Origin of the sequence: Salinivibrio sp. EAGSL (assembly GCF_013366455.1) — a bacterium.
Taxonomy (GTDB): domain Bacteria; phylum Pseudomonadota; class Gammaproteobacteria; order Enterobacterales; family Vibrionaceae; genus Salinivibrio; species Salinivibrio costicola.
The window spans coordinates 39,190-63,063 of the sequence record NZ_JABWMG010000014.1 but is presented as its reverse complement, the minus strand read 5'-3'; the positions used below and the strand labels follow the sequence as shown (position 1 = coordinate 63,063).

General features: G+C 49.4%; 19 protein-coding genes and 1 pseudogene. 11 read left to right on the top strand and 9 right to left on the bottom strand.

The window, feature by feature from the left end:
* The first annotated feature begins 28 nt into the window (after nt 1-28).
* On the top strand, nt 29-331 hold the full coding sequence (locus tag HLG76_RS10110) for a YrhK family protein (protein ID WP_175993588.1): 303 nt from the start codon (nt 29-31) through the stop codon (nt 329-331).
* A 79-nt stretch (nt 332-410) separates the two neighbouring features.
* On the opposite strand, the gene HLG76_RS10105 is transcribed toward HLG76_RS10110, so the two are convergent.
* From HLG76_RS10105 to HLG76_RS10095, 3 genes are read right to left on the bottom strand one after another with little or no spacing between them, the layout of a single operon-like run.
* On the bottom strand, nt 411-731 hold the full coding sequence (locus HLG76_RS10105; RefSeq protein WP_021022769.1) for an AzlD domain-containing protein: 321 nt from the start codon (nt 729-731) through the stop codon (nt 411-413).
* On the bottom strand, nt 728-1,450 hold the full coding sequence (locus tag HLG76_RS10100) for an AzlC family ABC transporter permease (protein ID WP_077461281.1): 723 nt from the start codon (nt 1,448-1,450) through the stop codon (nt 728-730). Before HLG76_RS10100 ends, HLG76_RS10105 begins: the two co-directional genes overlap by 4 nt.
* Before the next feature lie 32 nt (nt 1,451-1,482).
* Nucleotides 1,483-2,508 carry a Preprotein translocase subunit SecY gene (locus tag HLG76_RS10095; RefSeq protein ID WP_175993587.1) on the bottom strand — a complete coding sequence of 342 codons (1,026 nt, stop codon included), beginning with the start codon at nt 2,506-2,508 and terminating at the stop codon, nt 1,483-1,485.
* 370 nt (nt 2,509-2,878) lie between these two features.
* Between HLG76_RS10095 and HLG76_RS10090 the strand changes: the two genes are divergently transcribed.
* On the top strand, nt 2,879-3,730 hold the full coding sequence (locus HLG76_RS10090; protein WP_077461285.1) for a universal stress protein: 852 nt from the start codon (nt 2,879-2,881) through the stop codon (nt 3,728-3,730).
* Between the two features lie 86 nt (nt 3,731-3,816).
* Here HLG76_RS10090 and HLG76_RS10085 read toward each other — a convergent pair whose 3' ends face one another.
* The 3 genes from HLG76_RS10085 to HLG76_RS10075 all read right to left on the bottom strand — a co-directional run bounded on the left by HLG76_RS10085 (nt 3,817) and on the right by HLG76_RS10075 (nt 6,940).
* Entirely contained in the window at nt 3,817-4,365 is a 549-nt protein-coding gene (locus tag HLG76_RS10085) for a hypothetical protein (RefSeq protein WP_021022772.1), read from the bottom strand.
* 134 nt (nt 4,366-4,499) lie between these two features.
* Nucleotides 4,500-5,000, bottom strand: coding sequence for a response regulator (locus HLG76_RS10080; RefSeq protein WP_077660198.1), 501 nt, complete (start codon nt 4,998-5,000; stop codon nt 4,500-4,502).
* Complete coding sequence (locus HLG76_RS10075) at nt 4,997-6,940, bottom strand: ATP-binding protein (protein ID WP_175993586.1); 1,944 nt, start codon at nt 6,938-6,940, stop codon at nt 4,997-4,999. The genes HLG76_RS10080 and HLG76_RS10075 overlap by 4 nt, the downstream gene beginning before the upstream one ends.
* Nucleotides 6,941-7,211: 271 nt before the next feature.
* Here HLG76_RS10075 and HLG76_RS10070 point away from each other — a divergent pair, with 271 nt between their 5' ends.
* The 3 genes from HLG76_RS10070 (at nt 7,212) to HLG76_RS10060 (ending at nt 9,435) form a co-directional block, all read left to right on the top strand.
* A complete protein-coding gene (locus HLG76_RS10070; RefSeq protein ID WP_175993585.1) occupies nt 7,212-8,498 on the top strand; it encodes a DUF945 family protein in 1,287 nt (428 codons plus the stop codon).
* Between the two features lie 84 nt (nt 8,499-8,582).
* Nucleotides 8,583-8,720 (top strand): hypothetical protein, encoded by a 138-nt coding sequence (locus HLG76_RS10065; protein WP_175993584.1) that lies wholly within the window; start codon nt 8,583-8,585, stop codon nt 8,718-8,720.
* Nucleotides 8,695-9,435 (top strand): flagellar brake protein, encoded by a 741-nt coding sequence (locus HLG76_RS10060; protein WP_021022776.1) that lies wholly within the window; start codon nt 8,695-8,697, stop codon nt 9,433-9,435. The genes HLG76_RS10065 and HLG76_RS10060 overlap by 26 nt, the downstream gene beginning before the upstream one ends.
* A 44-nt stretch (nt 9,436-9,479) precedes the next feature.
* Here HLG76_RS10060 and HLG76_RS10055 read toward each other — a convergent pair whose 3' ends face one another.
* The gene (locus tag HLG76_RS10055) at nt 9,480-11,111 is read right to left on the bottom strand and encodes a VRR-NUC domain-containing protein (protein ID WP_175993582.1); all 1,632 of its coding nucleotides are present in this window, start codon (nt 11,109-11,111) and stop codon (nt 9,480-9,482) included.
* A gap of 48 nt (nt 11,112-11,159) precedes the next feature.
* On the opposite strand from HLG76_RS10055, the gene HLG76_RS10050 reads away from it, so the two are divergent.
* The 3 genes and pseudogenes from HLG76_RS10050 (at nt 11,160) to HLG76_RS10040 (ending at nt 16,084) form a co-directional block, all read left to right on the top strand.
* A complete protein-coding gene (locus HLG76_RS10050) occupies nt 11,160-12,641 on the top strand; it encodes a phosphatase PAP2 family protein (RefSeq protein WP_175993581.1) in 1,482 nt (493 codons plus the stop codon).
* A gap of 127 nt (nt 12,642-12,768) precedes the next feature.
* A pseudogene (locus HLG76_RS10045) lies at nt 12,769-15,860 on the top strand (FAD-binding and (Fe-S)-binding domain-containing protein).
* Between the two features lie 68 nt (nt 15,861-15,928).
* Nucleotides 15,929-16,084, top strand: a complete 156-nt coding sequence (locus HLG76_RS10040) for a hypothetical protein (RefSeq protein ID WP_021022780.1) — start codon at nt 15,929-15,931, stop codon at nt 16,082-16,084.
* A 142-nt stretch (nt 16,085-16,226) separates the two neighbouring features.
* Here HLG76_RS10040 and HLG76_RS10035 read toward each other — a convergent pair whose 3' ends face one another.
* Nucleotides 16,227-18,404 carry a YgiQ family radical SAM protein gene (locus HLG76_RS10035; RefSeq protein ID WP_175993580.1) on the bottom strand — a complete coding sequence of 726 codons (2,178 nt, stop codon included), beginning with the start codon at nt 18,402-18,404 and terminating at the stop codon, nt 16,227-16,229.
* A 240-nt stretch (nt 18,405-18,644) separates the two neighbouring features.
* Here HLG76_RS10035 and HLG76_RS10030 point away from each other — a divergent pair, with 240 nt between their 5' ends.
* Complete coding sequence (locus tag HLG76_RS10030; protein ID WP_175993579.1) at nt 18,645-19,862, top strand: MFS transporter; 1,218 nt, start codon at nt 18,645-18,647, stop codon at nt 19,860-19,862.
* 85 nt (nt 19,863-19,947) lie between these two features.
* On the opposite strand, the gene HLG76_RS10025 is transcribed toward HLG76_RS10030, so the two are convergent.
* Nucleotides 19,948-21,255 (bottom strand): GGDEF domain-containing protein, encoded by a 1,308-nt coding sequence (locus HLG76_RS10025; protein ID WP_158011338.1) that lies wholly within the window; start codon nt 21,253-21,255, stop codon nt 19,948-19,950.
* A 146-nt stretch (nt 21,256-21,401) separates the two neighbouring features.
* Between HLG76_RS10025 and HLG76_RS10020 the strand changes: the two genes are divergently transcribed.
* The gene (locus tag HLG76_RS10020) at nt 21,402-22,079 is read left to right on the top strand and encodes a hypothetical protein (protein ID WP_077461294.1); all 678 of its coding nucleotides are present in this window, start codon (nt 21,402-21,404) and stop codon (nt 22,077-22,079) included.
* Between the two features lie 191 nt (nt 22,080-22,270).
* The gene (locus HLG76_RS10015; RefSeq protein WP_175993578.1) at nt 22,271-23,854 is read left to right on the top strand and encodes a diguanylate cyclase; all 1,584 of its coding nucleotides are present in this window, start codon (nt 22,271-22,273) and stop codon (nt 23,852-23,854) included.
* Nucleotides 23,855-23,874 lie beyond the last annotated feature (20 nt).

The following is a 23,874-nucleotide window of genomic DNA, read 5'->3' as shown; positions in this document are numbered from 1 at the left end:
TATTAATACCAAGGTCCAGAGGAAGCAAATGATACAGCGTAATGGCCGAGAGCTGGATATTGATATTGGTAATAAGCATTTTGCGATTCAGCGTCGTTATGAAGCCTTTGGTGCATTTAACGACCTGTTGATTGCGATCTGGTTTTTGATTGGAAGCTTCTTTTTTCTCAATGATGCATTGATAGAAAGCGGCACCTGGCTCTTTATCGTCGGGAGTGCGCAGCTTCTGCTCAAGCCGAGTATCAAATTAACAGGATTGGTGCACGTCTCACGCGTACACCAACGTGTTCAAAAGCAAGGTGTTCAAAAGCAACGTGTTCAAAATAACTGATGTTCATATGTGAATCACAGATATATTGAAGATGATGAAAAAGGCGGGTAAATGCTCCCGCCTTTTGTTTTTCTATGCGTTAGCCGAACACCTGTAGCTGAAGGGCAACAAAGAAGCCAATCGATATCCCGACGACTAATAACGTTGATAAACGGGTGCACGCTAAGCCAATGGCAACCATCGCGCCTAGCAAATAAGGGTTGGTAGTAGAGATAGCCAGTTTATCTTCGGGAAAGAAGACAATCGGCACCCACAGCGCGGTCAATACCGCCGGTGCTGAGTAGGTAAGTAGCCGTTGCAATCGAGGACCGATGCGCACAGGTACACTGCGTGCAAGCAGAAGGTAGCGCACGGAGAAGGTGATCAACGCCATGGCAACGATCATTAACCAGTAGTTCATGATGTCATCCTCCTAGCGGGTAGCGATTCAGCGAGCAACCCCGACGCCATGCCAATTCCGGTTGCCATAATCAGCGCATGAGGGATCTGGTAATAGGTGAGTAGCAACATGCTTAAACCGCTCGCTAAGGCGCACAGTAAAACGGGCCGTGTTTTTATACTGGGTACCGTGAGCGCGATGAATGTTGCCGCAATGGCAAAGTCGAGCCCAATGGCCTCCAATGCTTTAAGTTGTGACCCCGCCAAAATGCCCGCTAAGGTGGCTAGATTCCAACCGATGTAAAACGCCGCGCCGGTATAAAGGGCATAATGTTTAGAAAACCTGTCGTGCTTGCGAGTGTGTGCGGTTGAAAGTGCATACATTTCGTCAGTTAATAAGAAGCCAAGGCCGAGGCGCCACTTGAGAGGCAAAGGGGTAATGTACTGACGAAAGTGTGCGCCATATAACAGGTGGCGTGCGCTGATCACCAAAGTAGAGCCCAACACGGCGGGTAGGCCAGCCGCACTGCCGACCATCATGGTGCCGGACAACTGCACTGCACCCGCGAAAACGAGTAATGACATCGCCTGTGTTTGCAAGGCACTAAAGCCCATTTGCAGCCCTAATGAGCCACATAAAATTCCCCACGGGAGAACGGCGAGGCAAAGCGGACTAACATCGCCTAATGCGCGCCATAGCGATGCTTTGGGAGCATGCAGCTCTTGTGCAGCGTTATGCATAGGTCACCTTCTTGTTGTGTTTTTCGTCTAGTCTAACCGACCCAATGATAATGATGGTTAGGTTTTTTGGCGACGAGCCCCTCTTTTTGCAATTGAGTAAAAAGATTATCGACAGTGTCTTGGCTTAGCGCATACTCAGTGCTTACCGCTTTTTTACTACAGCGTATCGTTTTGGCAGCAAGTGCGGTTTTTATATCGGTGTAGGGGAACCCAAGCGTCTCATCGTTAGGCGTTTCAGGCAAGGAGGTTGCCTGGCCTGAGGTCGTCTGGGTCTCGCTCGATGTTGCAGGTGTAGTCGCGTTTAAAGGATCGCTGTGTGGGTGATGGTACCAGTGGCGAAAGCGTTGTTCCTCACCGATGACGCCAACAAAAAAAGCCGCGAATAAATCTAATAATACGGAAAGAAATATCACCAGCCAAGATTGGGCCTGATCCGTGCTCACCCCTAAGGTATTGGCGAGATTACTGATGAGTCCTAAAACGGAGCCTTGAGCCACCGCCGGTAAACTGTCACGCGTTAATGCCAGTTGTTGTTGTTCTTTGCGCAACTGGGTGTTTTCCCGTTGCAGCCGTGCAACACCCGTCGCAATTCTATCTAGCTCAATATACCGTTCAGCGGCCTCGTTATTCAGTGCAATTTGCTGCTCAATTGCTTCAATTTGGCGGTCATAAGCCGCGACCTTGGCTTGGCCTTGTTGCTGCTCACTCTGTGCTGCATTCGTGGCACTGTTAATGCCGCCGATGCTACCGCCAATCGAGATTAGAGCCAAAATGAGATAAAAACCGAGTGCCGAGGCGGCGCCAGTATAGTTACCGTGGGCACGACGTTCGCCAAACTCATACCAAGCATAAAACTTACCTGCTTCAAAAATGACAGCAAGCGCGCCAAACAACCACTGCATTAACGGGTTGTCATCAAGCGAGAGAAATAAAAGGAGCGAGAAAATCGTTGAGGCCACAATCGCGGCACTGGTAAAGCTGTAAACACTCACTATCGAAAAGCGGCCCTTTGGGAAACGATAGGTATCTCGAGGGAAAGGCCCGGCAACTGGATTCATGCTGTCTTTTTATCCTGACGAAATGAAGAAGTCGCAAAGCCTAGCGCAGATCGTGGCGTTTGTGTGTTAGTCAGGTGTGAAAATTCGAATGAACGCCTGATTCCTCACCAACCTGCGTTAAAAGGCATCGTCAGTGAGAAAAAGACATCGTCAGTTTGGTGAACCAAGGTGTGATTTGCCCTGTTACTGTCAGGATACCGGATATCTAAGTATAAAAGTGGCGGGATCAATTTTTTACCGGTTTACGCTTTACGAAACGCGAGTGTCTGTCACTATCAATGGCATAGTGGCAAATGTGATAAAGAGCTGATCGTTGTCAGCAAATGATTGAGTGAATGGGCAGCGATATTCAACAAAGAGGAGAGAAGGTTTGGAGCAACGGATCCTAGCATGCGTCGATGGCCCGCATTATTCAAAGCCAGTGGCAGCGTTGAGCATTTGGGCGGCAAGCCGTCTGTCTGTACCCTTAACACTACTCCATGTGCTGGATAAATCGTCTCGCCAGCCGGAGCCTGAACTATCCGGTAACTTAGCTGCAGGCAGTCGAGAGCAACTATTACAAGAATTGGTTGAGCTAGATGGTCAGCGCGCTAAGCTCGAAATGAAGCATGGGAAAGTGCTACTTTCTGAGCTGGCAGACGACGCCAAAGCGAAAGGTTTGGGTGATGTTAGCACCTTGCAACGTCATGGCAACTTGGTTGAAACCTTGCTTGAGCTGGAAGCACAAACGCGTGTCTTGGTGCTGGGAAAATCTGGTGAAGTACATCAAAGTGATGCTAGAGCCATCGGTTCACAACTTGAAAGTGTCGTGCGTTCAATTAAGGCACACACGCTGATTGCTAATGGTGAGTTCTCGACACCTGACAGTTATTTGCTCGCATTTGACGGCAGTGACATCAGTGAAAAGCTGGTGGAGAAGGCGCTCGTCACCCCATTATTAGCGGGAATGACTTGTCACTTAGTGATGGTAGAAGATTCGCAAGAGAAATTGGCTGCTTTTAAACGGGCGGCTGAGCGATTGCAAGCGGCAGGCGTCAATGTCGTGCAAGCGCAACTCACGGGTGAGGTACACCGAGCTATCTTAGATTATCAAGCGTCAAATCAAGTGGGTATGATTGTGATGGGGGCGTACGGGCATTCAAAACTACGTCAGTTCTTTGTCGGAAGTAACACCACCAAGCTGCTGATTGAATCGACGGTACCCATGTTATTGATTCGCTGAGGACTGGGCAGAAGCGAACCTTCGTCACTGACAGAAAAACAAAAACCCGCATCAAAGCGGGTTTTTTGATCTTGGCTGTATGGCTATTAGTACTTAAAGCGTGTCGTAAACATAAACTGGTCGCCATACCACTCGTTAACTCGGTATGCCGCGCCTAACGAGAACAGTTCGGTTGCGTGGAATCGACCGTAAGCAGAGCCAAACGTATCTTCTTCATCATCCACGGTGAGTAGACCGATTTCACCGCCCACTTCAACTTGTGGCCCCAACCATTGGCGAATACCAAGATTGATTTCTAAACCCACATCGCTGTTGAAGTTCTCTTTATTGACGCCGCGCGCAAGCAATTCACCGGTCAAGTCTGCCCAGTTATTGATCGGTGCATGAAAACCAATCCCTGCAGCGGTATCCCAATCCGAATCAAACTCGGTATCTGCTTCAACACGAATGTGCGCATTAGGGTGAATAGACATGCTAAATCCTGCACCATAGGTGAGGGGGCTAACACCGACACGTCCTTCCAAGTAATCGTAACTAAAATTACTCATGGTGGTGAGGTTGGCGTCTTCTTCATTGGCCACGGCGCTGAAAGAAGCCAACGCGACAATCGCGCTAGCTAAAAGAGATTTACGCATTATCAATTCCACTTGTTATTGGTGTTGAAATCATTCTATAAGACGATTGCGCGCTGAAACAAGCACATCCGCCCGTCATTTAGGCTTTTTTACGCATTTCTGACCCAATGCGCGGTTATGGCAATAAATTGGGACTATTCGCCGTCCATATTCCATTTGTTGCGGTTAATCGCCTCCACGACACGCGGGGTATCGAGTACGCTAGCCCAAGGGAACAAATTGGGTTCGTGAGCAACCACATAGCTGGTTAATTGATCGGTCACCACGCTCACTAAGGTGTCTTTCTGCCACGGTTTTGCGAGATAATAGTGCAAACTGGCATGATTCACCGCTGATACTGTATCTTCCAGCCCTGCTTGACCCGTGAGTAAGACCTTGCGTGCCGAAGCGGTTTGAGGCTGACTAGCCAGCTCAATGAGAAAATCGACGCCTAATTCACCTGGCATAATGTGATCACACAAGATAAGTGCCAGTTGTGTTCCTTCCGTGGCCATATCGCGAATCACATCGCGTGCCTCGGAAACGGACTCGGCGGCTTCGACCTCAAAGTGATCGGTAAAACCTTGCAAATCGTCTATCACGCTATCGAGGACATCGCGTTCATCATCCACACATAAAATTAAATATTGGCTCATGCTTGTGGCTCCTTATTGGCAGAGGCGGGGAGTGCTATGGGCAAGGTGACTGTCATCGTGGTGCCGTTCCCGAGTTGGGAGCGGACCTGAATATCGCCCCCTTGCTGATGAACAATGGTTTGACACATGGTCAGGCCAATACCCAAACCAAAATGCCCCTCGCGCTTGGTGGTGTAGTTTAACGCGAACATTTTTTCTTGCTGTTCTTGCGTCATTCCTATCCCCGTATCCGTCACCGATACTTGAATCATGCCAGATGCTTGGTCGTTAAGGGTTTTAACTGTCACGGTAAGTGTGCCCGGCTCTGGCATCGCATCCAGTGCGTTGGCAATAAGGTTGGTCCAAACCTGTGCCAAAGCTGATGGCTGAGTGATAATGTCAGGCACCCAGTCATAGTACTTTTCTAATTGGTGCGGTTTGAGTCGGTGTTCGAATAACGTCAGGGTGTCATCAATGCTTTCAATAATATGAGTACGCTGGCGCTGTTCGCTGTCTTGGCGCGCATAGGTGCGTAAGCTTTTGACGAGATCGGCGATCCGACCTGCACATACATGATTAGAGCGTAATAGGCGACCACAACGGGCGTATTGCTTCCAAGTCGCCAATTCAGTGTCAAAATGTGGTCCCAAACGTTGTTGCCAGTTGGTCACCGTATCTTGTTGATACAGGCCAATATTCACCAGGTCTCGTGCCGTGCGTTTATTCCCGGTCATTTCACTTAACGTACGTGTATGTGTTCGCGCGGTGGCGGTTGATAGCGGGGTGCTGTCGCGGTTGTTTTGCAAAAGGGTAAGGGCTTGTTCGCGGCTGGCAGCATCAAGGGGCGTTTTTGCGACGTGCTCTAAAGCGTCGGCAAGTGCGTCGCTATTACGTAAAATCGCGGAAACAGGGTTATTGAGTTCATGTGCGACACCGGCGACCAGCTGGCCCAGGAGCGCCATTTTTTCTTTTTCTAACAACTGGCGATTGGCCTCATCCAGCGAAGCGAGTGTTTGCTGTAGCTGGATTTCGGTATCAATGCTGCGCTTTAAGCGTTGGTTAAAATGCAATAGTAGGTATTGAATAAACAGGGGTAACAGCTCTGAGCGGCTGGTCATTATTTTGCTAAATAGCGTATGGTCGATTTTGATCACTCGGGTGCGAGTGAGTGTGCGCCCAGTCGAGAAAGAGACCTCGCCAGTGACAAACGACATGCTACCAATCAAACTGCCGGCAGAGAGGGTAGAGACATGGTGCACTTGCCCTTTATCGTCGGTTTTATAGAGCCCAACGTCGCCTTCGGCAATAAACCACAAAAATGCGTTATCTTGGTTTTCTTTCGTGAGTACATGGTTGGCGCTGTAGGTTCGGCAGGCACGGCTTTCGTCATTGCCGTCAAAAAAGGCATAAAGGCCAGCAATCACTCGGTCGGCAATGTCTGCTTTATTGCTTTCGGCTGGCGCGAGCAATTGTGACTGAAATTGGTTAATCTCACGTTCGACTTGCGCATCCAGTAAGGTGCGATGATCCAGCACTTCGCTATAACGCAATAGATCGTGTTGGCAATGCCGCAAGACATAGGTTGTGAGTTCTTTCTCTGCGACCCGCCGTAATTCATCTGCTCGCCACGGCTTGTGCATGCAATAATTTAACCGGCCCTCATTGACTGCCTGCAAAATGACATCGTACTGCGGCGCTTCGCTGAGCAAAATAGTACGCGCCCCTTTACTGGCGGCATGGTTGTCAACGTTGACTAATAAATCAATGCCATCATTGTTCCCAGGCGCGTTATGACAAATCAATAACGCCACCTGTTGCTCGTTCGCTTTCAAATCATTTAACAACGCATAGGCATCGTCAGGGGTATCAGTACTGCATAGATCAAAGACATCGCGAAACGGCGCGAGGTCGTGAGAGAGCTTTTCCACCGCGATAGGGTCTTGGTCAATGCACAATATCACATAAGGGTTCATACACTCTGCCGATTTGTCGCGAATTCGCTTTGATTATAGGCATTTATTCGCTTCAATGATGCGAAATAGTCGACATTCATGAACATATCCTGCTAAACCTCGCAACCTTAATGCGCGCGCCCATCGTGACCTATTCGATGGATAGACAAATGATGCTTGCTGACTGACTTAAACCTGTATCCCAATCTATTAGTATATTATCGTCAGCGTCCATTTTTGGTTACACTAATGGTTTTCGTGTCCTTGGAGCAAAAAAGACATGTTTTTAGGAAAGTATGGCGCCATTGCCGGCGGCCTTGCGGTGGTTGCATGTTGGCCATTTGCAACGGGCCAAATTGCGCACTCAATGTATGAGCGTGAAGTGGATCAACGCACAACCGCAGATTTTACGCTCGAGAAACAGACCTATGAGCGAGGCTACTTAAGCTCACAAGCGGTTACGCGTGTCCAGTTTAAGGGCGAGAGTAAAGCATTATTGGAGCAGTCAGGGTTACCGGTTGCCTACGAGATCACATCAGAGATATCTCACGGTGTATTGGGGGTCTCGTCGAGCAATACTTTGGTAATGACCCCAGAGCTACAACAAATTACTCAAAAGGTATGGCCAGGTAATCCGACACCGGTTCGCTTAGACCTTGATACGCTGCTGACCGGCGCCTCTGACTATCATCTGACGGTGGCGCCTTTCTCGCTTTCGGAGTCAAACAGTAATCTAACCGCAAGTGAACTGAGTGTTAAAGGCGAGATTGACCGCAAAGGACGCGGTAAAGCAACCTTCTCACTGCCTGCTCTCGCCTTTAATGATGATAATGGCCAGCAGTTGAAAGTTGATACCATCACAGGGAGCGGCCAAGGTTATCTGCAAGAGGGATTATGGATTGGTAATCAGTCGCTCTCGATTGAGCAAGCGCAGCTAGATAACGGCAATGGTCAATCGGTCCAGCTTGCTCAGGTTGAGCTTGAAATTGGCAATGAGCTGGTTGAATCGGCGTCAGCGCGGTCGCTGAATAATACCAATCAACTCACCGTTGGTGAGATAACGTTGCCAGATCAAACCCGTTGGCGCAACTTGGTGGTCGCGTTAGATGCTAACCACCTTGATTATACGGCTATGTCTCAGATCGCATTGCTATCGTCACAGTGGCAAGAGGGCCCGGCGCCGGGAAGTGCGTCTGCGATGGAACAAGCCGTTGTGGATTTGTTGCAGTCGGGGTTATCGGTTAATTTGTCGCCGGCAAGCCTGACGCTTCCAGAAGGGGACGTTAGCGTTGATATGCGCCTTGAGCTAAGCGGTGGCGACGCCACGGGTGAGTTTGGCCTGAATCAGCTGGTGAGTCAGTTGTCTGGCAATCTGGATGTGGCGGTACCAAACGTGTTGCTTTCACGCTCGCCATGGCGAGAAAAAGTCAGTAACTTATCCAGTGCGGGGTTCGTCACGCAGTCGGAAAGAACAACCACGCTTACCGCCCGGATTGAAGGTAATCAAGTGGTTGGTTCGAGCGGCAATACGGTACCTTTAATGCAGTTTGTTATGTACCTGCTGTAGCCAACGGCTGTTATCGTTAACGTGTAATAGCTTGATGTGTTGACAGCTTGACGTGTCAACAGCTTGACGTGTCAACAGCTTGACGTGTCAACAGCTGGACGTGCCAATAACGCATTACGTGCGCGTCATGGCTTCCAAGTGGTAACGGGGATTGAATTTGCCGTTACCTTTGTTCTCTTAACCGCAAGAATTGAGAATGATGCAGTCTTTGCCTCAGCTTAAGGCCAAAAAATATAGAACCGTAAGAGAAGACACCGTCATTGGTCTGCGAGCCGTGGCATTCATGAAACACGGAACGACCACCCAGGTACAAATTAAAACCCCGGTGGGGCAAACGTATCGCTCTGACTGTACCTTTATCGGTTTTGATGGCGAAAAACGGTTGTTCTTTTCTCTGCCCACGGAAAACCTCAATCAGGTTAATCAATTTTTTATTGAAGGTTATCGCCTCGCCGTGGATGCCGTTTCTGATGAGGGTGAAGGCGCGAAAGTACGGTTTGCATCCAAAATTTCCACCGTACTCAAAGCGCCCGTTAATTTGGTGGTGGTTGAGTTACCACAGCAAGCCAAATTGATTCAACAGCGCAAAGATAATCGTTATGAATTAAATGTGAAAGGTGAAGTTCCTCTAGGTAGTCGTCGTTTGTCGGTCAATCTTACCGATATTTCTGCAGGTGGCTGTGGGTTTAGTTTTGATGCTATTGCGCCCGTTTTTGAAAAGCACCATCAAATCGCGATACAAATCCAAGCGCCCGATAGCGACGATTGCTTTGTATTAAGCGGGCAAGTGGAAAACCGTCAGCAAAAATGGGGAATGCAACGCTACGGCGTATCGTTTGACCGCGGTGGCCTTAAACACTGTGAAGCCTTGATTAAACGACTTGTTTACGATGGCTCGCACTACATCTTTAATCCTCATACTGAAGACGCTAAGTGACAACGTCACATACATTGATCGTTTCTATTGACGATTAGACCTGACTAGCTGTTTGACGTAGCTGAAGTGACATAGACGACTTTGGCACAAATGCCATTCTGGTGAAAAAACTGAAGCCAGCGGCTTTGATGAGGCTGCAACACATCTCCTGGGCCTTTCACTTCTACCCATTGATAAGCGTCGCCTCGACACATAAACAAATCGGGGTGACCGCGTCGATTATGGCGTCGATCGAACAAAATACGCTTAAAACACGCGCTTAGCTGTGTGTCGCTGAGGGCGTGTAAGGCGGCGTCAAGCAGCGGCCATTCAATCACAGACCAGTTGACCCAATCATTACTGAGCCCCTGTTTTTGTTGATAGTGTCGTGCTATCCAATCGCGTGCTTGATTAATGTTTGCCAAGCGCGCATGAATTTGGGGTTGTCTTTTGGTGACAAAGTCGTCGCTATACAGGTCGCGCGGGCCACGTTGAAATGGATTCACAAAGGCGCCACTGATGGGTAAAAATAGAATGTCCCAAAAAAAGAGCCCGAACAGCGCATTCAGCAAACTGTTTTCGCTATACCATACTTGCCAGCCTTGGCATCGATAATACGCCGCAACGTCCCATTCCACCCGATGTTCAAGGGGGAGTGTCAATGTCTCACTATCCACAATGGCAGGATTGACTGAGTTTGTCGGCACCAAACGGGCATGCTCTCTGAGGGGCTTTTGTTTGGCGATACGACAAGCGACGTCATATTCTTCCTCATCGTGAGGCGCGTCGAGCATGGCCGCAATGATGCGTGATGCGTCATCAATATAACCTTGTTTAATCAACATGCGAGCTTGTCGCTCCCGGCTTGGCGGTTGCGTGGTGGTTTGGTAAAGCAATGTGGCACAAGGGAAGTCATCGTGGCGCTCAAACTCACGTGCAATACGATTAACTAACCGTTGCCTTTTGCGCTCAAGTGGCGGCCACTCAAACGGCTGAGGAAGGCGTGATTGTAGCGCAAGAATCAACGCTGGACGCTTGGCTTTCTTTGCTTGCCAAACCGTGTCGGTAAGCGCAGACAAGTGCAGCCAATCATCAATGTGTTGGCGGTGTTGAAACAAACGCTCAGACTGACTAACAGGATACGATTCAAATTGCTGAATACCGAGCTCGGCGACGACAAATTGGCTCAAATCTTGGCGTGAATTACCAAAATACAATAACAACAAGACGGGGAGTAGGTCCGGTTGGTGGCAGACGACTAGCGCGTAGGGACTGATGAGCGGATCGTCATAGGTGTCAGTGATCGCTGTTTGCCACTGTGTCTTACTCGCACTTTTCGCTAAGGCCACCGCTGGAAACGCATCGATCAATTGCGCCTTACTCAGTAGGTTAAATAAGACGTCAGCGGGAGCAGTATCGGTGATGCTGACAAATCCGTTATCGGCCAAGTTGTGGAGCAGTGGCCTGGTGTCTCCGAGCTCGGGATAGGTCAGTTTGTCGGCTAAGAAGTAATCATGGCGGCGCATCAATAAACGGACCAGCAAACATTGGGCTTTGAAGCTAAGCTGTTGAAAGCAGGTAAGCCAAGCCCGTTCTTTGCCTGTGAGCAGATCCCAGTCACGTTCAGACACTAAACCGATCAAGCTTTGAAAGTTATGATGGTAATAATAGGGGCTGAGAGGGTCTGGCTGTGTCATTCTTTTCCCTTATCTTTTATCAGGACAGGTGCATTCAGGAGCCGCCGAATGAAATGGAGTATCGCTGTACTATTGTCAGTATTTAGTTGGTGGGTGTCGAGTTATGCCTTAGCACAAGGTGACGATACGTTTTCAACGGAGCAAGGGATCGCAGGGGTCGCCTGTGTGATTACCGATCCTGCTGGGCGACTACTGTTGATAAAAGATAGAGTCACCGGGCGATATGGTTTACCCGGTGGACGAGTGAATTTGACTGAATCACCGACCCGAGCCCTGGCGCGTGAAGTGTTTGAAGAAACGGCTCTTCGCGTCAATGTGGGGAAGGTCGCTCACAAAGATAAACGTGGGGTATTGTTTGCTTGCCAAAGCCAAACGCCGCTACCGGTTGTCTCGAACGCCAATGGCACAGGCGTGTTGCCGGTTTGGCAGGCGCTGCACTTTGGATCTGAAATCGATAAAGCCTTGTTAATACCGCCTGCACAGGCAGGCGACTATCGCTATCGATTTAAAGATCGCGGTGAGTTGCTATGGTCTCTGGCGGCAAAAACGCCTAGCAGTGATGTCGCTGCTTTAGCGGATTTTAGTGCCCTAGCGCCTGCCTTTTACGTAAGTCAGTATGGCCTCGTCTCTGGCCTACAAACGGTGGTCGCGCACTTGGGCGATGTCGCGAGCGCGATGACTAAATACTTATTCAGACTGATCAACATCTTAGGAGAAATTGCATTTTACGTTGCCTTGGTTCCACTATTTCTTATTTTTCGTGGCCATAAATCGGCGCTGTCGCTGCTTTTTCTTTTGATCAGTGCGGCGACTGTCTCTATCACGTTAAAAACAGGATTTGCGATGCCAAGACCGTTTTACCTATGGCCTGACTTGCAAATCGGTAAGGCAGATGGCTTTACGGTACCAAGCGGTCACACCTTATTAGCGGCAGCCGTTGTCACCGCCTGGTACCTAAAGCGTCGTGATACGCATGGACAGGCATATGGGTCGTTAGTGCTTGCTTTGGCGGTGATGATTTTGATGGGGCTCAACCGCATGTATTTGGGCGTTCACTTTGCTAGTGATGTGGTGATTGGCGCCTTAGTGGGAAGCAGCCTAGCCTGGGCAACCGTGAAAATAGATGCAGTGACCATAGGGAAAGATCGACCGCTACTGACCACCGGTCGGCTGTGGCTATTGGTCTGTGCGTTGCTAGCATTATTGGCGTTAGCATTAAAGTTACCCGATCTGCTCTACTTAGCCGCATTAAGCGCTGGGATATATACCGGTCAGGTCTGGCACAAGCTTTTCCCCAGTCATAAACCGGCTGCGAGCATGATGGGAAAACTATTGACCTTGGCCTGGATTTTCTTGGGGGTCGCTGGGCTGCTTCTGGCCGCTTGGGGCGTGGTGCAGGTGACGGGAATGAGTTGGATTGTATTGATCGTTGTATCCATGGCAGCGTGGAGTTTAGGGCCTTGGGTTTTGATTGCGAGCCCAGAGCTTGCGAGATGGTCAAGCACTAGGCTCGGTTGGCGGGAATGGTGATGAGGATTTAAGGATTGACTCGCGAAGGATTTACCCTGTGATCGCTTTGGCTGTGCCAAGAGTTAAGGTAAAGTAGGCGCATAACTAAAATTGCACCAGGCATGGTGATACTCGCACAGGAACCGCAATGATACCGGCAATACACCCACAGGCGGGCTTGTCGTCCGCCGTCGTTGATTTTCTTACCGCTTTGCAAGACGCGGGTTTCAGGGCGATATCGAATCGACCTACGCAAGCCGTCTGGCGGTAGCGACGGATAACAGTGTGTACCAAGCACTGCCTCAAGCCGTTCTTTTCCCGTTGTCGGTTGATGATCTGCGCATCATTGGTGAGACCGTTCAAGCCCCACCTTTCAGTGACATTAAGTTTTCGCCACGCGGCGGCGGCACAGGAACAAATGGTCAGTCACTGACCCAACATGTGGTGGTGGATATCTCCCGTCATATGAACCAGGTTTTAGAGGTCAACCCTGAACAAGGGTGGGTGCGTGTTCAAGCCGGGGTGATTAAAGATCAGCTCAATGATGTGTTGCGTCCGTATGGCTACTTTTTCTCGCCGGATTTATCGACCAGTAATCGCGCCACGATCGGTGGGATGATCAATACCGATGCATCGGGGCAGGGGTCGTTACGTTACGGCAAAACGTCGGATCATGTGCTGGGATTAAAAGCTGTATTGATTGATGGCAGTGTGTTGGAGACCCAACCGCTTAAGCCGGAGCCGCTCAAGCAAGCGATGGCGCGAGGTGATTTAGCCGGACGTGCTCTGGAAACCGTGTCGTCCGTATGTCGCGAACATCGTGATCTGATCACCGACACCTTTCCGCCACTCAACCGATTTTTGACTGGGTATGATCTTAAACATGTTTACGATCAAACCGTAACGGAGTTCGATATTGGCCGTGTGCTCTGTGGCGCCGAGGGGTCTTTAGCCTTCATCGCCGAAGCCAAGCTCAATATTACGCCCATTCCAAGTGTACGCACCTTGGTAAATATTAAATATGACAGCTTCGATTCAGCGTTGCGTAATGCGCCCATGATGGTAGAAGCTAAGGCGCTTTCAGTTGAAACCATTGATGCTAAAGTCCTTGATTTAGCGCGTAATGATATTGTGTGGCATACCGTCAGTGATCTGCTGGAGGATGTGCCGGGTAAGGTCATGCACGGCATTAATATGGTCGAGTTTGCTGGCAATGATGCCGACGACATTGAGGCACAAATTACGACCCTGTGTGAGCAACTCGATCGCTTGATAGCGAAACAGCAAAAAGGCGTGATTGGTTATCAGATCTGCCGTGATCTGGCGTCGATTAATAAAATCTATGCCATGCGCAAAAAATCGGTTGGATTACTGGGCGCGACGAAAGGCAAGGCCAAACCTGTAGCCTTCACCGAAGACACCTGTGTGCCACCAGAAAACTTGGCGGACTTTATCAGTGAGTTCCGCGCATTACTCGATAGCCATCATCTGCACTATGGCATGTTTGGCCATGTTGATGCAGGGGTATTGCATGTGCGCCCCGCGCTTGACTTGTGCGATCCCGAACAAGAGCGGGTGATGAAAACCATTTCTGATCAGGTCGTAGCACTGGTGGCGAAATACGGCGGATTGATGTGGGGCGAACATGGTAAAGGCTATCGCTCTGAGTACGGTCCTGCCTTTTTTGGTGAGACTCTGTTCAGGCAATTGCGTCGGGTAAAAGCGGCCTTTGATCCGCAAAACCGGATGAATCCTGGAAAAATTTGTACCCCGATTCACAGCGACGATGCTTTGGTGCAGGTCGATGATACCAAGCGTGGTTTTTATGACCGCCAGATCCCGGTTGAGGTTAGAGATAGCTTTAAAGGCGCGATGGAATGCAATGGCAACGGGTTGTGCTTTAACTATGATACGTCGTCACCCATGTGTCCGTCGATGAAAGTCAGTTATGACCGTCGACACTCACCTAAAGGCCGGGCAGGGATTGTGCGCGAGTGGTTACGTTTGCTCGCGGAGCAGGGCGTTGATCCGTTGGATGTCGAGCAAGCACTCATGACGCAATCTCCCTCAGTCCGTGAAATGATGGCGAAATTCGGGCGTTACTTTACCCGCCAAAAAGAGGCGGATGACTTTAGCCATGAGGTTATGGAAGCGATGAGTGGCTGCCTGGCGTGTAAAGCGTGCGCCAGTCAGTGTCCGATTAAAGTCGATGTCCCCAGCTTTCGTTCCCGGTTTATGCAGTTGTACTACAGCCGTTATCCGCGTCCGATCAAAGATCACCTGGTCGCAAATATTGAAAGCTTGCTGCCATTAATGGCTAAAGCGCCTAGGTTAGTCAATGCCGCAACCCAACCCCAGTGGGCACAAGGCTTAACAGCCAAACTCATTGGTTACACCGATACACCCGCTTTATCGGTGCCGACATTGGCCCAGGCATTGGCAGGCGATCATGCCCTCAAATTTGATCTCGAGTGGCTACAAGCCTTGTCCACGCAAGAGCGTGAAAACTATGTGTTGATCGTGCAAGACCCGTTTACCAGTTTTTATGAAGCGCCACTGATTCACGACTTGATCAAGTTGGTCCGCCGACTGGGAAAAGTGCCGATGCTGATTCCCTTTAAGCCCAACGGTAAAGCACAACACGTAAAAGGTTTTCTACGACGTTTTGCCCAAACCGCGCGTAATACCGCTGGCTTTTTAAATCAGCTAGCGGCGCTGAATATTCCGATGATGGGTGTCGATCCTGCTTTAGTGCTGTGTTACCGCGATGAATATCAAGAGGCGCTGGGCCGTTATCGTGGTGATTTTAACGTCCTACTGAGCCATGAGTGGTTAACGAATGTGGTGCCTAGCCTACCAGCAAAGGCTGAGCATACGTCCGAGCCTTGGTACTTATTTGGTCATTGCACAGAAAAAACGCAGTTACCTCATGCAGAGCAACAGTGGGTTGATTTATTCGCCCATTTTGGCGCAGAGCTTAAACCCGTTTCTGTAGGATGCTGTGGCATGGCGGGTACCTATGGCCATGAAGCCGATAAGCGCGATACCTCAGAAGCCATCTATGATTTAAGTTGGTCACCTAAACTGGCTGACTTACCTAAAGAGCGGGTTGTCGCAACTGGGTATTCGTGCCGTAGCCAAGTGAAGCGATTTAGTGAGACACCGCTGTTGCATCCACTGCAGGTATTATTGCGACTTGCGCATACGCGCACTGATCTTGCGCGCTCTGGCAACGTATAAATTAAAGGATTGCACCTGTGGTTATTTCGCGTACAGTAAAATAAAGAGCTAAAAGCTAAGGCAAACAAATGCTTAAAACAGTTGTTATTATCTTGCTAGTTTTACTCGGTATTACCGCTGCGCAATACTTGGAAGAGAGCACGCAGAAAAAAATTGCTTGGGTCATTGGGGCCATTGCATGCGTGCTGGCATTGGGCGTCATCGTTATGGAGCTTATCCGTTAGCCAAGGCCGTAATCGCCATCGCTTATATTGGCCTAACGCCGACACGTTATCGTAAACGCCCCATTGTTGGGGCGTTTTGCTTTCTATTTTCTGTTCTTTGTCTTTTGTCCTTGAGCCGTATAGTGACGTTTGACTACAAATCTTAAGTCCGTTTATCTCGACGCTTAGCGTTGGAACCCGCTTGTTTATGTGTCTTCGGTTTGTGCCTGTTAGGCTGGCGGATATCGGGCTGCTTTGGATGCTTAGTGGCAAAGCGCTGAGTGCCGTGACGCCCTGAGCGACGTTGGCGACCTGTTGTCGCTACGCTATCTTCTGTGGGGACTAAGCATTTCGGGCCGTTACCAATTAAATGTTTTTTACCCATCGAGACCAACGCCTCACGGATCAGTGGCCAGTTCGCCGGATCGTGATAACGCAATAAGGCTTTATGTAAGCGACGTTGGCGCTCTCCTTTGGCGACGGTCAGTGCTTCGCGTTTTTTATAACGCACCTTTTTGAGTGGATTGGTCTCTGAGTGATACATCGCTGTGGCGTTACACATTGGCGATGGGTAAAAGTTTTGCACTTGGTCGCACTCAAAGTCATTCTCTTTCAGCCAGCACGCCAGGTGCACCATATCCTCGTCGGTACAGCCAGGATGAGCGGCAATAAAGTAGGGAATTAAATACTGCTTTTTCCCCGCTTCTTTACTGTATTTCTCAAACAAGGCTTTAAATCGATCGTACGCCCCCATGCCAGGCTTCATCATCAGATCGAGGGTGTTTTTCTCGGTGTGCTCGGGCGCGATTTTGAGGTATCCACCGACATGATGCGTGACCAGCTCTTTGACATATTCTGGAGATTCGATCGCGAGATCGTAACGTACGCCTGAAGCGATCAGCACCTTCTTAATCCCTTCGACTTGACGGGCTTTACGATAGAGATCGATGGTATGACGGTGATCAGTATTGAGCTTGTCACAAATTTTTGGGAAAACGCATGACGGACGACGACAGTTTCGCTCAGCTTTCGGATCGGCACAGCCTAAGCGATACATGTTGGCTGTCGGTCCACCTAAATCTGAAATGGTACCTGTAAAGCCGGGCACTTTATCGCGGATATCATTAAGCTCTTCAATGATCGACGCTTGCGAGCGATTTTGAATAATCCGGCCTTCATGCTCGGTAATTGAACAGAACGAACAGCCACCAAAACAGCCGCGCATGATATTCACCGATGTTTTAATCATATCGTAAGCCGGGATCTTAGCTTGGCCGTATTGCGGATGCGGCACGCGGGCGTAAGGTAAGCCAAAAACGTAATCCATTTCTTCTGTGGTCAGCGGCACCGGAGGGGGATTAATCCAAAGCAGTTGGTCACCATGCTGTTGCGCGAGCGCACGTGCAGAGTAGGGATTCGCCTCTAAATGCATCACTCGACTGGCATGCGCATATAAAATCCGATCGTTTTTGAGTTTTTCAAACGAGGGTAAGCGAACAAAGGTGTTCTTGGCATCGTGGCGAGAAGGACGAATACTAATCGGTTTCGCCGCGTCAGGTTCCGTTTTTTTGCTGGTCTCGCACTGGGTCTCAGTGGCATAAGGGTTAGGCATCGTCATTGCTTTACCCGGCTTATCGATGCGAGTTGAGTCTACTTCTGCCATTCCCTCAGGCGGTGACTTCATCATTACGGCCGTGCCCGCGATACGCGTCATATTGGCCAATGAATCTCCGCGTGACAAGCGGTGTGCAACGTCAATCAATGCACGTTCCGCGTTACCAAATAATAAGATATCGGCTTTTGCATCACACAACACAGAGCGACGAACTTTGTCTGACCAATAATCGTAGTGAGCCAGGCGGCGTAAACTTGCTTCAATGCCTCCGAGCACGATGGGTGTCTGTTTGTAAGCTTCTCGACAACGTTGAGAATACACCAAGACAGCACGATCAGGTCTTTTACCCCCCTCATTATTCGGGGTGTAAGCATCATCATGGCGCAGTTTACGATCCGCTGTGTAGCGATTGATCATCGAGTCCATGTTACCCGCGGTGACACCAAAAAACAGGTTAGGCTCACCGAGTGCCATAAAGTCTTCTTTAGTGTGCCAATTGGGTTGCGAAATGATCCCGACTCGAAAGCCTTGTGCTTCTAAGGTGCGTCCAATCACGGCCATACCAAAACTGGGGTGATCGACATAGGCATCGCCCGTGACAATGATGATGTCACAGCTGTCCCAACCAAGAATATCCATCTCTTCTCGGCTGGTTGGCAAAAAAGGCGCAGGCCCGAAGCAAGCGGCCCAGTAGGGGGTATAGTCGTATATAGCAGTCGGTGTCACGTCTTTGTCTCTTGGTCTGCCGCGCGTGTGAGCAAATGATTTGCAGTCATGCGCCAAAGCGGGCGATTAATTGGCCGGCGATTTTAGCGATATTCCTGCATAGAGTATAGGGGCAATATGTGATGTTCGGCATTGTGACGCACTAATAGCTGACAATGAAACTAACTTAACGTGAATCTATTTTATTACGCACATTGCCGTTGCTAGTATAGGGTCATCTGACTAAACGGTGAGGTTGTCATGATTGAGCTTGGCTCATCACGTTATCGGCTGACGGCATTTGCACTTGCGTTCGGCTCTTTTCTGATTTTTTGTAACCTTTACTTGTTCCAACCGATGTTGCCTGTGTTTGCAGCCAGTGATGGGATCAGTGAAACGCGTGCGAACTGGTTGCTTGCGGCGGCAACGCTAGGGTTATCCTTTTCCTTAGTGCCTTGGGCGGTGCTCTCTGAACGTATTGGGCGTCGGCCTGTGATGCTGACCAGCTTATGGATGCTGCCGCTTGTTGGGCTTGCGATGGCGAGTACCTCATCATTTTGGATGATTGTTCTGCTGCGCGCGTTGATGGGCTTGTCTCTTGGTGGATTCGCGGCGGTGGCGGTCGCTTACATGGCCGAAGAGTTTTCTCCCAAGGCGTTAGCGATCGCCGTGGGCAGTTACATCAGTGCTAATTCACTGGGTGGCATTTCTGGTCGCGTTGCTGGTGGTATAATGACCGATTGGTGGGGCTGGCATGGTGCGGTCCTCGCCATGGCGGCCTTCACACTGGCGGGAGTGATGATCGTGACAAAATTGCTGCCTCGTCAACGCTATTTCTCCCCAGGTAGAACATCGTTGCTCACCCATTCACGTGGGGTCTTGTCGCATTTACGTACGCCAAGTTTGTGGATAGCCATGCTTATTGGTGGGGTGAATTTTGCATTGTTTGTTAACTTATTTTCGGTCACCGCCTTTCGACTTGTAGCGCCTCCTTATCAGTTACCAGTAAGCTTGGTGTCATCGGTATTTGTTTGTTATCTCGCCGGTACGGTGACATCACGGCTCAGTGGCCGGTGGGTGCTCAAATATGGTGCAATCAGAGGCATGGCCTTTGGCACCTTGGTGGCGATGCTAGGCGTATTAGTGACATTAAGTCATGATATACCTTGGATAGTTGTTGGGTTGTTGGTGGTTAGCGGTGGGGCTTTTTTCACTCACTCTTTAGCTTATGGGTGGGTGAGCCGCCAAGCTGCACAAGGCAAAGCAACCGCAACGGCTTTGTATTTGGTACATTATTATGTCGGTGGCAGTCTTGGCGGCTTTTATCTCATCGCGGCTTGGCAGCATTATGCATGGTTCGGCGTGGTCATTGCCGCATTAGCGTTGGGACTGGTTTTATTAGGTTTGGTGTTTGGGTTATCCCGGGTGGTGAGTCGAAGCCGCGCTCGCAAAATACACCAGCAAACGGCGGCCCCATGAGCACGGCCTCGTATCATACTGAGCCATGAGCTTGCCGTACGATGGGCTTATGGCATGAACGCCGTCGACTCACCGTGCGGCTGATTTAAAGTGATGCTTCGGTCGGCATATCAATGTTGTCGCGGCTCACTGAATTTCGTGCATCAACACTGGTTTGATGACCCGGTTGGTAGGCACGGACACAATTTCGTCCTTCGGCTTTGGCTTGGTAAAGCGCACTGTCCGCTCGTTCAATCAATGATGAGAGTGTGTCACCGGGTTGAAAGGTGGAGATACCAATCGACGCGGTCACCTTGAGCGGCGTTCGGCTTTCATCAATTGGCACATCCATACTTTCGACTTCTTCGAGTAATCGGTTAGCGATTTGTGCCGTGACCTCACCACTGCATTTAGGTAAGAATACGATAAACTCTTCGCCACCAAAACGACCAAAGATGTCAGATTTTCTTAGTCGCTCTTGCACTGTACGTGTAAACGACTGTAAAACAACGTCGCCAGCGTAATGGCCCCATTTGTCATTAATGCGTTTAAATTTATCCAAATCAAGCAACAACACAGAAAAGGGAGAATGTCGTTCCTCGCTCACGGCGAGTGCGCGCATTGCCAGTTGAAGCAGCATTCGGCGATTATAGATCCCAGTGAGCGGATCGAGTGTCGCCTGGCGATAAAGGCGCAAAATCATATGTAATTGCGAAAGCTGTGACCAGACCACCATGAAGGCAATCACTGTCTGTAACCAGTATGAGGCAATATTGTCGGGACTGGTCATGGTGCCACCGAACGAATCCACCCAGAGATGGCAAGCTAAAGTAATTGTCATTAACGATAAACTTTCGCGCATGGTGAGCGGAAAGATAGTGAGCATGACTATCTGAATGATCGGCAATAGCGTGTAGCTATAGGAAAACGCGGTGTTCTCCGTAGGGAAATGAAGGGTGTGGCTGGCAGAGAAATAAAAGGCGTTGGTGGCAATCACCATCGCGACGAGACCGAGTTTAGCCGATTTTAGATTGTTAGCTCGACTCACTGCGTAACCAATCGTTATTAGCATCCCACCTAATAGCAAGCGTTGCAATGATAGTTGGGCGGCGGCGGTAGTGTCCGATAGGAATAGAAAATCAGCGACAGACCAAGCGATCGTGAGCCCAGCCCAAACGTAACACAGTACACATAAGCGACTGCGCAGATAGGTACTACGCGTGTTATTAAAACTGTTGGCGTGTTTTTTTGCACTCCAAAGTTCAAAAAATGATATTTGGAGCTTATAAATAATGTGCCCTAAGGTCTCACTCATCATTGCACCCATTGTCCTTTCCGTTTGTGCAAAGGTTCCCGCTGCTCGCGCCACTTTGTTATTATCGCGTCGTGCGGTCATGTTGTTTTTATCTGTCATAAAGGTTGGTATAAGTGTACAAACATGCCAGTTTATTGGCGGTTTTGAGTCTGTTTCGTGCATTCAATGTGATCGATGGCGCTTTTTAATGTAATCAGTTCAATAGTTGACTCTTTTTTAATGCTTTATGTAAGGTAATTTTTGTTATGTACGTGTTACTTGTTCCCGCGATCGTGTCTGCTGTTTTGGGGGCACAACTCGTGTTGTCGTTAGCCCTTTTGAAGGGCGATATTTGCCCCGGCCAGCGAGGGCGTTTTCATCATGCTTTTTGGGTGCCGACTTTTGCTTGGTTGATCTTGGTTCCATCTAGTTTTTTCGCCATCTTACCCTTCTTAACGTTAGGGATATTTGCGTTTCGATCAAAAACGGGCAAAACACGTCGGTCAGGTCCCATTCCTTTGTTGTATGTCGCAAATTTATTGGGCGTTGTTACATGGATTACCATACTGATGGCTGAGGGTGGGCTACTGGTTGTCGCCGGGGTATTACAGCTGGTGTTACTTGGTGCAAGCTTGGGGCATGGTCTATTAGTGCGTGCGCGTTCACGTTTGCAGGCTTTTGACACGTTATTACCACTGGCAAGTGTGATGGCGTTTATGGGACTGATGGTGTTTGTCGCAAGCGTGGCGGCGTTAAGTCATTCAGATATCGCACCTAGCCAGATTAATGCGTTTGTTGCCGGGGCTGGGTTTGGCTTGTTGGCTCTCGCTGCGCAAATTTGGCACTTAATAAAGCGAATTAAGCCCACATTGTGGCGTATAAATGCAGGTGTCTTGTTTATGTTTGCAGCCGTTACTTGTCTCAACTCAGTTGTCATGGGGTAAATGTAGCCTGCATGCCAAGATAGTGTTAAAAAATTGATCGTTTATAGTCTTGCCCACTACGCTTACAAGATAAGTGGGTTATAACGCCCCCTCGTTTATCGCGTAGGTAACATGTTTATCGCGCAGCTAGCATATTTATCGCGCAGCTAGCATATTTATTGCGTAGGTAATATAGGGTAAGGATAGTAATAATGCCTCGGCGTGCATGGAGTATCATCATCATAACGGCGCTTATTGGCGTAGGGTTTGCGGCATTCACGGCGCATCTACTCTATCAAAAAGAGCAAGAAGCCATTCGTAAAGAGCTGCACAAGGATGTTAATAATGCGGCAATGGCGCTGGCGCGCGAGGTCAACCTGGGTCTTGAACTGCTTTATGCGGTTAAGAATCACTTCGATGCTGGGCATCGCTTAAACGCCCGCAATTTTCAGCCTCTAACCTCTGGGGTATTAAAGCGTCATCCTAGTTTCAAATCGATCGAGTGGGCCGATATTGTCATGCATCATCAACGCCGGCATTACACACAAGGTATGACAGCGGCTCAGCCTGATCGAACAAGCTTCAATATTGTTGAACTCAACGATCAGAGCCAGTTAGTACCCGCCTCTCGCCGTGATATGTATTTTCCCCTTAGATTTACCTCAGGTAACAATGAATCAGACGCTGTGATGGGTTATGATTTGGGCTCAACACCCATCACACGCCAGGCACTTAAAACCAGCTTTAATACTGGTGTGCCAGTGGCTACGCCTGCCACGACCATTGAACGGGCGTATGGTGATGTGCGTGGCTTTTTACTCATTATGCCGATCCTCGTCGATCCCGAACAACTAGCAGGGGATGATACCCAGGATTTGCGTGGATTTTTAGTGGCAGTGATCGATGTAGAAACCCTGGTCAATCTTGCGATAAAAACCGTGATGAATGACGGTATCAATTACACCCTAATTGATACCACCGATCCTAATTATCGCCAAGTGTTGCATACCCATCGTGTTGAACTGGCACAAATGAAGGATTCGCTGGCACAACAGCCCGCTGAACCCATTTTATTTGCCGGACGAGAGTGGGAGTTGGTGGGCTATCCCACAGTCAGTTACATGCAACAAAGACAAAGCTGGGTGCCAATGTGGACGTTTTTGATCGGTAGTGGCATCTTTTTTGTGATTTGTTATCTGCTCTATCGCCTGCAGGCACGGGCGTACAGTGTTCAAGTCCAAGTCGAGCAAAAAACACATGCGCTCAAAGATGCGAATAGCCGATTAGAATCAATGACCAAATGTGATGGGTTGACGGGGTTATATAACCGAACCCAATTTGAGCAAGCATTAGAGCGCGAAATCCAGCGCTCGGTCCGTGATGAAACACCCCTGAGCTTAATGCTGGTCGAAATCCAGCACCTATCTAATTACAACAGCCAATACGGTCGGGTTGCGGGTGATCAGTTGATCCGCCAAGTGGCACAAGCCATTGATGAGATGCTTAAACGACCAGGCGATCTCGTCTGTCGTTACACGGGAAGTCAATTTATTGCGATATTGCCTCGCACTGAGGGTGCCTCGCGATTAGGTGAAGAATGCGTCACCGCGGTTAAACGGCTTCAGATACCTTTTGAGGACGAACCGGAGAGTCGGGTTGCTGTGTTTGTAGGCGGCGTCACCGTGACTGAGCAAAAAGAAATGACGGCTTCAAGACTATGCGCTTATGGCGAAATAGGCTTGACGCGAGCGAAAGCTGATGTCGATAAAGGTTGGCATTGGATGGTGGTGTCGTGAAAAAGCGAGCGGTAACAAGT